This is a genomic window from Hymenobacter agri (genome assembly GCF_054778495.1).
On the sequence record NZ_BAAGZM010000138.1, the window covers coordinates 1 to 8,570 of the forward strand.

Here is an 8,570-nt window from a genome sequence, read left to right on the forward strand (position 1 = left end):
TCGTTGGCCACCACCCGGCCGGCCAGGCTGAGGTGGTGCACCGAGGCATCGGGCCACACCACCCGAAACTCCAGGTCGAGGGACTCCTGCACGGCAATGGCGGCCTGCAGGCCGCCCCACACCCGCGCCAGGTCGTGGCGGTGCAGGCCCGCCTGGATGCGGGCAAACGGCACGGGCCGCGTGCCTACCGCCAAGCCAAACACCATGCAAGCCGTGGCATCGGCCTCTACCTGCTCGGTGGCAAAGTCCCAGGTGAATACGCCCGTTTGCGAGGCGGCCAGCGCCAGGTTCAACCGGCTTTCACTGGCCTGCAACCGCCGGGCCGCCTCGCGGGTGGACGTCACGTCGCGCCACCGAATGTGCATCAGGGGCTCGGCGGCGTCGGTTTCCATGGGCGTGAGCACCGCCTCTACCCAAATTTCTTCGCCGCTGAGGCGCCGCATCAGCACCATGCAGCGCTTCGAGCCCGCGACAATGGCGGCGGCTACATTGGCCCGCAGTACCTCACGGGTGCGCTGTCCGTCGGGCTGGAACTCGGGGGCATGGCGCCACCACGTGGTGTCGACCAGCTGCTCGCGGCGCGTAGCACCGAGCAGGCGCAGCGCCGCCGCATTGCAATCGACGTACTGGCCGGCCTGCAGCAATACGAGCGCATCGTGGCTGTTGGTGAATACCTTGCGGAAGCGGGCTTCGCTGGCGGTTAGTGCGGCATTTTGTTTCTCCAGCGTGCGCACCCGGGCCTGCAGCTCGCGCAGCTGCAGTTGCGCGTCGGCGGCGGGGCGAAGCAAAGGCAAGCCGGCATCGGAAGAAACAGTAGACATCGCAAAACGGGAATCAACCGGAAGGTAGGCACAACCAGCCGGCCCGACAACCTCCGGCGGCTGGCCTTGGTTTTGCCTTACCCGAAACTGCTCGCTGCTACCGGGCGTGGGCTAATTGCCGCGTCTGGGTTTCGGTCCGGCGCATCATCGGCAGGGGCCGGGCCGCGTCGAGCAGCGTCGGCACGATGCGCGGCATGGGCCCGAGGTGCTGCGCCAGGAGCACTTGGCGCACGGGTTCGGCCACATGCACCAGCACCAAGCGCGCAAACTGCTCTTGCAGTTGGTAGTGAGCATCCCAGAGCAGTTGGGCCGCTTCGTCCGAAAGCTCGTTGAGCAGGCTGCAATCAACCCATACTTCGGATTTGCCGCTGCGTTCGGCACGCCGCAGCTGGCGAGCCAATGCCACCTCAGAGGGCCCGTCGTTGCCAGGAGCCAGAATAAGCAAGTAGCTTTCCGGCAGCAATTCATGAAATACTGTTGTCATAGCGGGAATGGGAAAGAGTGCGGGGCGGCAGAGCATTCGTCCGGGCGGCTTCTGCTCACCACTCAGTCGGATGTCACTGCAACCGTACAAATATCGTGATAATCAACCCTTATCACACCCGCACAAGTACGGGTTTTGCTCATGTCGAATACGGATATATGCTTGCTTACATCCCATATTCCTGTCCCAATGCCGCTAGCATGCCGCACCGCCATAGCTGGGCGGGCGTATTGCCACGGCAGCCGGGCGGGTCTGTTGGTCCGCACGGGCCAGACGTAACATATTTGGTTTCAATTTGCGGCTGCCGCAAGCCGACGTGCACCACCGGCGGGCAGTGGAGCCCGTACTACCTTTTTCATTCACTTTTTTCCGTTTTACATGACTCCTTCCGTACGCAACATCATTGCCTGGATTCTACAGGCCCTGCTCGCCGCCATGTTTATCTATTCGGGCGGCCATAAGCTCCTGGACCTGGCCGGCACTACCAGCATGTTTGAGAGCATGGGGCTGCCCGGCTGGATGGCCGCCCTCATTGGCGGGGCCGAGCTGCTGGGCGGCATCGGGCTGCTGGTGCCGCGCACGGTGCGGCTGGCCGCTATTGGCCTCATCATAATTATGATTGGCGCGGTGTTCATGCACGCCACCAAAATTCCCGGTGGCCTGGCCGGCGGCACGGCGGCTATTGTGTGCCTGGTGCTACTTGTGGTGGTGCTGCTGTTGCGCAGTCGCACCGATGCCCGGGCAGTATAAGGCTCAAGCCCGCCCGGCCACTCGCCGGGCACAATCCCAAACTATTGCCGCCCGGCCGGGTTGCTTGCCTTCCGGCCAGCCTGGCCGGGCTCCTTTTGTGCCCTCTTCTCTTTATGAAAATTTTATACAGCTACCTGCGCAACTACTGGCCGCTGCTGGTGCTGGCCCTCGGGCTGGCCGCCGTCAACCAGGTATTTTCGCTACTCGACCCGTACTTCTTCCGCAAGCTCATCGACCACTTCGCGCCTAAGGATGCGAGCCTAGCCACACTGGCCAGCAGCATCCGGGACGTACCATTCTGGCCTTTCTTCAAGGAGGCCATCCCCTACATCGGCCTGATGCTGGGCGCGGCCATGGTGAGCCGCATTGCCAAAAACTTTCAGGATTACTACGTCAACGTCATCACTCAGCGCCTGGGCGCCAAGATGTACGCCGACGGCCTGCGCCACTCTTTGGAACTGCCTTACCAAGTATTTGAGGACCAACGCTCGGGCGAAACGCTGGGCAAGCTCCAGAAAGTGCGCATTGATGTGGAGAAGCTCATTCAGAGCTTCGTGAACGTGCTGTTTACGGCGCTGGTGGGCATCATTTTCGTGATGTGGTACGCCATTACGGTGTACTGGCCCATTGCGCTGGGCTATTTCCTCACCATTCCGTTGCTGGGTATTCTGAGCTTTTTTCTCAGCAAGCGCATCAAGGTGATTCAGAAAACCATTGTGGCCGAAACTACGGCCCTGGCCGGCTCCACCACCGAGAGCCTACGCAACATTGAGCTCATCAAAAGCCTCGGCCTGGCCCAGCAGGAAACCGAGCGCCTGAATGCTACTACCAACAAAATCCTGAAGCTGGAGCTGCGTAAGGTACGCTACCTGCGCTCGCTCAGCTTCGTGCAGGGCACGTTCGTGAATTTGCTGCGCAACATCATTGTGCTGCTGTTGCTGTACCTGCTGGTGCAGCACCACATCACGCTGGGGCAGTTTTTCTCGTTTTTCATCTACTCGTTCTCCATTTTCGGGCCGCTGCAGGAGCTGGGCAATATCATCGGCGTGTACCGCGAAACCGAGATTTCGCTGGGCAACTTCCAGACGATTCTCGACACGCCCAAAGACGTGAAGCCGGCGCACCCCAAGTCCGTTGCGCACATCGACAACCTGGCTTTCGACCACGTCAGCTTCCAGCACCTCACGGCCAAGGGGCAGGCCCTTACCAACATTTCGTTTGGCGTGAAGCTGGGCGAAACCATTGCCTTCGTGGGCCCCTCGGGCTCGGGCAAAACCACGCTGGTGAAGCTGCTGGTGGGCCTCTACCCGCCGCTGGCGGGCGAAATTCGCTACAACGGCATTCCCGGCTCCGAAATCGACCTCGACGAGTTGCGCGAGCAAATCGGCTTCGTGACGCAGGACACCCAGCTGTTCGCCGGCACCATCCGCGAAAACCTGCGCTTCGTGGCCCCGCACGCCACCGACGAGGAGTGCCTGCTGGCCCTGCACCAGGCCGCGGCCGATACGCTGCTGGCCCGCGCCCCGCTGGGCCTCGACACCGTGATTGGCGAAGGCGGCGTGAAAGTTTCGGGCGGCGAAAAGCAGCGCCTCAGCATTGCCCGCGCCCTGTTGCGCAAGCCCACCCTCATGGTATTCGACGAAGCCACCTCGGCCCTCGACTCGCTCACGGAGGAGGAAATCGGCAAAACGGTGCGCGAGCTGTCGGGCTCGCGCCAGCACATGACCATCCTCATCGCCCACCGCCTCAGCACCATTCTGCACGCCGACCGCATTTTCGTGCTCGAGCGCGGCCACATTGCCGAGCAGGGCGGCCACGCCGAACTGCTGGCCCAGAAGGGCCTGTACTACGCCATGTGGCGCCAGCAGATTGGCGAGCGCAAGGAGGCCGAAACGTCGGCGGCCCTGGCGTAGCGCCCCAATAAAACCTTGGCATTCGGCAACCTTGCTTTCGGCCCCGAAGTAAGAGAGAAGACCAATTAACCTCAACTTTTCTCTCGCGCAATGGCTCATATCAAAGCAGGCAACGACAAGGCCGGGCATCCGGTGAATATTTTCTACGAAGACTGGGGCCAGGGCGCGCCGGTCGTGCTCATTCACGGCTGGCCCCTCGACCATACCATGTGGGAGCACCAGGCCGTGGCGCTGGCCCAAGCCGGCTACCGCGTCATCGCCTACGACCGGCGCGGGTTCGGCCGCTCGTCGCGCCCCTGGGGCGGCTACGACTACGACACACTCGCCGCCGACCTCAACGCCCTGCTCACCGAACTCAACCTGACCGGCGTGTCGCTGGTAGGCTTCTCGATGGGCGGCGGCGAAATTGCACGCTACATCGGCAACTACGGCCAGGACCGCGTGGCCCGCGTGGCCTTCGTGAGCGCCGTAACGCCCTACATGCTGCAAACCGGCGACAACCCCGACGGCGTGCCGCAAAAAGTGTTCGACGGCATGCATGAAGGCATCAAGAAGGACCGTTTCGCTTTCCTCGAAAGCTTCGCCAAAGACTTCTACGGCCAGAGCCTCATCAGCCACCCCGTAAGCCAAGCCGTGCTGAACTGGAACCAGACCGTGACCTCGCTGGCCGCCCCCAACGCCACCGACGACTGCGTAACCTCGTTCTCGGCTACTGACTTCCGCGACGACCTCAAGAAAGTAACCGTACCCACGCTGGTCGTCCACGGCGATAAGGACCAGACGGTGCCCTTCGAAGTAAGCGGCAAGCGCACCGCCGAGATGATACCCGGCGCCAAACTAAAAGTGTACGAAGGTGCCCCCCACGGCCTCTTCTTCACCGAGAAGGACAAACTGACCAAAGACCTGCTGGCCTTCGTGGGCGGCAAATAATCGGCAGGTTTTAGGACCCAACAAAAAGCCCCGACGCGGTTGCGTCGGGGCTTTTTGTTGGTCATGCTGAACGATGTAGAGACGCATACTTGCGTCTCGTCGTTGAACAATAATAGCCTGATGGAGCACACGATGAGACGCAAATATGCGTCTCTACGCCATACGGCCCATCTGGCGCAGGTACATCACGTGCGAGAGCATGGCCGTGCGGGTGTGCTTGTAGTTGTTGTAGGTGATGTCGAACTCGGCGCACACCTGCTGCACAATCTTGCTGATGGCCGGGTAGTGCACGTGCGAGATTTTCGGGAACAGATGGTGCTCAATCTGGAAGTTGAGGCCGCCGACCAGCCAGCTCACCAGCTTGTTGTCGGTGGCGAAGTTGGCCGTGGTGCGCACTTGGTGAATGGCCCACTCGTCTTCGAGCTTGCTCGTAACTGCGTGAGGCACCGGAAACGCAGCATCCTCCACGGTGTGCGCCAGCTGGAACACCATACTCAGCACCAGGCCGGCCACGGCCGTGCTCAACAGGAAGCCCGCCAGCCAGGGGCCAAAGCCCACAAAATAGATGGGCAGCGCGATGTACAGCAGCATATTCAGCGCTTTAAATCCCCAGAAGCTTACGTGTTCGCCGGTGTTCATCGGCTTGAGCCCAATTGCCCCAATCTGGCGCGAGAAGTACTTCTGATAATCCATCGCAAAAATCCAGGAGATGTAGAGCATGCAGTACAGCGCCCAGAAGTAGAGGTGCTGGTAGCGATGCAGCGCGTGCTTGGGCTGCTCGGGCGACATCCGCATCCAGGGCTGGATGTTGATATCGTCGTCGTGGCCCTCGATGTTGGTGTAGGTATGGTGGATGAGGTTGTGCTTGGAATTCCACATGTATGGGCTGCCGCCGAGCACGCCCAGTGTGTAGGCTGCCAGCTTATTCACCCAGGCAAAGCGCGAGAAGCTGCCGTGCGCCCCATCATGCATCACATTAAAGCCGATGGCTGCAATAACACAGCCCAGCAGCGCGCACTCCAGCAGCGCCCACAGCGCGGGCGGCGTAAAGAATACCAAGTGCACGTACAGGCCAATCATGGCCCCCACCAACAGCCCTGCCTTAAACAGGAGGCTGAAATTTCCCGTCATTCGCTGCCCCGATTCTTCGAAGTAATGATTGATTCGAGTTTTGAGCTCGGTATGAAACGAGCGGGTCGCAGCAAAGCGGGGAAGGGCCATAGGCAAGGTTTGGGGAATGGTGAGCCGTAAAGGTACCCTTCCCAACACCATCGGCCTGAACTTAGTTGGCTAAGGCCTAAACTTAATTCAGATACGCGTGCCAATTCTGGTCGATGGTGCCCGCCGATAGGCGCAAGAAGCCCGCCAGCGTGGGCTTCTTGGGCTGCTGCCGAATGGTCATACCGGCCTCGTTGGGCGTGTGGTGGCCCTTGGCGTGGTTGCAGCGGGCACAGGCCGTGAGCAGGTTGGTCCAGCTCGACTCGCCGCCGCGCGAGCGGGGCATCACGTGGTCCAATGTTAAGTTTTTAGTCGAGCCGCAGTACTGGCACTCGAAATGGTCGCGCTTGAAGATGTTGTGGCGGCTCAGGGCAATGCCTTTGTAGGGCACGCGAACGTAGCGCTGCAAGCGGATGATGCTTGGCTTGGGGTAGGCCTGCGAAATCGTTCGGAGCGTGCCTTCCGACTTGGCCACCATCTCGGCTTTATCCAGAAACAGGAGCACAAACGCCTTCTGCACGCTGCACAGGGTAATGGCGGTATAGTCGCCATTCAGCACTAACACTTTTTGGTCCATACACGCTTGTGGGTTCGGATAACCCGCCGAAAGCTAGCGGTTTCCGAGTAGATAAACAAGCGTGGCAAGGTTAAGTTCAGCGGTTACGTTTAGGTTAATCAGAACGTCATGCCGAGCGCAGCCGAGGCATCTCGTTCTGATTATTCGTTTCTTCTCCCCCGCCCCTACTCCGGCAGCAGGCGCTTGATGAGGCGCAGCTGATGCGAGTACTTCTGGCGGTCGCGGTTGAAGATGCCGTTGTGGTCGAGCGGGTCGAGGCGCACTTCGCCGTGGGCGTGCAGAATCTGGCCTTCATCGAGCACCATGCCCACGTGCACGATGCGGCCCTCGGCGTTGTCGAAAAAGGCGAGGTCGCCGGGTTTGGCCTGCGTCACGAAATGCACCGGGCGGCCGTGGTCGACCTGCTGGCGGGCATCGCGCGGCAGCTGCACGCCAATCAGGCCGTAGAGCTGCTGGCACAGGCCCGAGCAGTCGAGGCCGAAAATGCTTTTGCCGCCCCACACGTAGGGCGCTTTCAGGTACATCAGGCCCACTTTGCGCAGCAGCGCCACCTGCCGGGCCACGTCGGACGCGGCGGTGGGGTTAGTAGCCGTGCCGTTGTAAAAGTAGCTGCGCTCGCCGATGCGCACGTTCATGCCGTCGAAAAACGGCAGGCGACAGCCCAGCGTGAGCGGAATTTTGGTGGTGGCGTCGCTCACGGCCTGCACCACGTCGAGGGCACGGGGGTGGTCCTGCGCGCCCCAGGCGGCATAATATTCGGCCGACACGGGCGTATGCTGCTTGAAGTCCATCCAGCCCACGTAGTCATCGGCGGCCAGCCGAATCTGAAACCAGTTGCCTTGCGTGGCCAGAATCTGGTAGCACTCACCAAAAAGCAGCTGGGTCACAAGCTCGGCCCGGTCGTTGGGCTCGGCGCGAACGGGGACGGCGCTGAGCGCGCAGATACCGGGATTCAAAATAATGTGAGAATGTGGGTGATGTGGAAATGTGAGAATGCAGATGAACTCATGCTTCCAACGGACTACAAAGATGCTACTGTTGGCTCGAATGAAGCTTTGCTAACATCATATTTCCACATTCTTCACATTCTCAAATCATCACATTCTTTCCATGTCGCGCTTCTGGGCCTTTTCCTTGAGGTCGTTGCGCTTGTCGAACAGCTTTTTGCCCTGGGCCAGCGCGATTTCGATTTTGGCAAAGCCGCGGTCGGTTACGAACAAACGCAGCGGGATGATGGTCAGACCCTGGTCCGTTTTCTTACCGGCCAGCTGCTTCAGCTCGCGCTTGTTGAGCAGCAGCTTGCGGTCGCGCATGGCGTCATGGTTGTTGTAAGTACCTAACGAATAAGGCGCAATGCGAATGCTGTGAATCCAGAGGTCACCGCGGTGGTCGAAGGTGCAGTAGCCGTCGCTCAGGTTCACATTGCCCTCGCGGATACTTTTTATCTCGGTGCCCTGCAGCATCACGCCCGCGTCGTACTTGGCCAGGAAGCTGTATTCGTGGCTGGCGCGGCGGTTTTTGATGTTGATGATGGTGGGCTTGTCGTCTTTTTTGGCCATGATGGTCGAATTGGAGCACCTGCTTTCGCAGGTGCAGAGCGGCGCGGTTCCGGCACCCGCGAAAGCAGGTGCTGCGAATGATACGGCGCAAACGGGGCGCGAAGCTACGCCTACGTCAGCTTCAGGCGCGGGCTGGGACTGGTGAGCTGGTCGGCAAACTCGCCGGCCTCGAACTGGAAGTGGGCTGTCATGGCCACCATGGCGGCGTTGTCGGTGCAAAACTGAAACTCCGGAATGAATACCTGCCAGCCCTGCACGGCGGCCTCGGCTTCGAGCGCGGTGCGCAGGCCCGAGTTGGCGGCCACGCCGCCGGCCAGC

The 8,570-nt window shown here is 60.6% G+C and carries 9 protein-coding genes and 1 pseudogene; 3 read left to right on the forward strand and 7 right to left on the reverse strand.

All coding sequences use genetic code 11. The features are described from left to right. Both ACYVDE_RS09245 and ACYVDE_RS09250 read right to left on the reverse strand, forming a co-directional pair. Window positions 1–821, reverse strand: an 821-nt coding sequence (locus ACYVDE_RS09245; protein ID WP_460501207.1) for a PAS domain-containing protein, incomplete at its 3' end; no start/stop codon positions are given. Between the two features lie 97 nt (window positions 822–918). Next, a complete protein-coding gene (locus ACYVDE_RS09250; protein WP_460501208.1) occupies window positions 919–1,305 on the reverse strand; it encodes an STAS domain-containing protein in 387 nt (128 codons plus the stop codon). Window positions 1,306–1,683: 378 nt separating this feature from the next. On the opposite strand from ACYVDE_RS09250, the gene ACYVDE_RS09255 reads away from it, so the two are divergent. The 3 genes from ACYVDE_RS09255 (at window position 1,684) to ACYVDE_RS09265 (ending at window position 4,898) form a co-directional block, all read left to right on the forward strand. Further along, the gene (locus ACYVDE_RS09255; protein WP_460501209.1) at window positions 1,684–2,055 is read left to right on the forward strand and encodes a DoxX family protein; all 372 of its coding nucleotides are present in this window, start codon (window positions 1,684–1,686) and stop codon (window positions 2,053–2,055) included. A gap of 113 nt (window positions 2,056–2,168) precedes the next feature. Continuing rightward, the gene (locus tag ACYVDE_RS09260) at window positions 2,169–3,968 is read left to right on the forward strand and encodes an ABC transporter ATP-binding protein (protein WP_460501210.1); all 1,800 of its coding nucleotides are present in this window, start codon (window positions 2,169–2,171) and stop codon (window positions 3,966–3,968) included. A gap of 90 nt (window positions 3,969–4,058) precedes the next feature. Next, complete coding sequence (locus tag ACYVDE_RS09265) at window positions 4,059–4,898, forward strand: alpha/beta fold hydrolase (protein ID WP_460501211.1); 840 nt, start codon at window positions 4,059–4,061, stop codon at window positions 4,896–4,898. A gap of 153 nt (window positions 4,899–5,051) precedes the next feature. On the opposite strand, the gene ACYVDE_RS09270 is transcribed toward ACYVDE_RS09265, so the two are convergent. The 5 genes and pseudogenes from ACYVDE_RS09270 to ACYVDE_RS09290 form a co-directional block, all read right to left on the reverse strand. Continuing rightward, window positions 5,052–6,119 (reverse strand): fatty acid desaturase family protein, encoded by a 1,068-nt coding sequence (locus tag ACYVDE_RS09270; protein WP_460501212.1) that lies wholly within the window; start codon window positions 6,117–6,119, stop codon window positions 5,052–5,054. 82 nt (window positions 6,120–6,201) lie between these two features. Further along, a complete protein-coding gene (locus tag ACYVDE_RS09275; protein WP_460501213.1) occupies window positions 6,202–6,693 on the reverse strand; it encodes an HNH endonuclease in 492 nt (163 codons plus the stop codon). Between the two features lie 164 nt (window positions 6,694–6,857). Further along, the gene (locus ACYVDE_RS09280) at window positions 6,858–7,649 is read right to left on the reverse strand and encodes a C40 family peptidase (RefSeq protein WP_460501214.1); all 792 of its coding nucleotides are present in this window, start codon (window positions 7,647–7,649) and stop codon (window positions 6,858–6,860) included. 141 nt (window positions 7,650–7,790) lie between these two features. Next, window positions 7,791–8,252 (reverse strand): SsrA-binding protein, encoded by a 462-nt coding sequence (smpB, locus tag ACYVDE_RS09285; protein WP_460501215.1) that lies wholly within the window; start codon window positions 8,250–8,252, stop codon window positions 7,791–7,793. A gap of 110 nt (window positions 8,253–8,362) precedes the next feature. After that, window positions 8,363–8,570: pseudogene (locus ACYVDE_RS09290) on the reverse strand (tRNA (adenosine(37)-N6)-threonylcarbamoyltransferase complex transferase subunit TsaD); the annotation flags it as partial.

Bases quoted from the DNA above. Each gene is read 5' to 3' on its own strand.
- ACYVDE_RS09250 (WP_460501208.1), bottom strand. From the start codon at position 1,305: ATGACAACAGTATTTCATGAATTGCTGCCGGAAAGCTACTTGCTTATT.
- ACYVDE_RS09255 (WP_460501209.1), top strand. From the start codon at position 1,684: ATGACTCCTTCCGTACGCAACATCATTGCCTGGATTCTACAGGCCCTG.
- ACYVDE_RS09260 (WP_460501210.1), top strand. From the start codon at position 2,169: ATGAAAATTTTATACAGCTACCTGCGCAACTACTGGCCGCTGCTGGTG.
- ACYVDE_RS09265 (WP_460501211.1), top strand. From the start codon at position 4,059: ATGGCTCATATCAAAGCAGGCAACGACAAGGCCGGGCATCCGGTGAAT.
- ACYVDE_RS09270 (WP_460501212.1), bottom strand. From the start codon at position 6,119: ATGGCCCTTCCCCGCTTTGCTGCGACCCGCTCGTTTCATACCGAGCTC.
- ACYVDE_RS09275 (WP_460501213.1), bottom strand. From the start codon at position 6,693: ATGGACCAAAAAGTGTTAGTGCTGAATGGCGACTATACCGCCATTACC.
- smpB (WP_460501215.1), bottom strand. From the start codon at position 8,252: ATGGCCAAAAAAGACGACAAGCCCACCATCATCAACATCAAAAACCGC.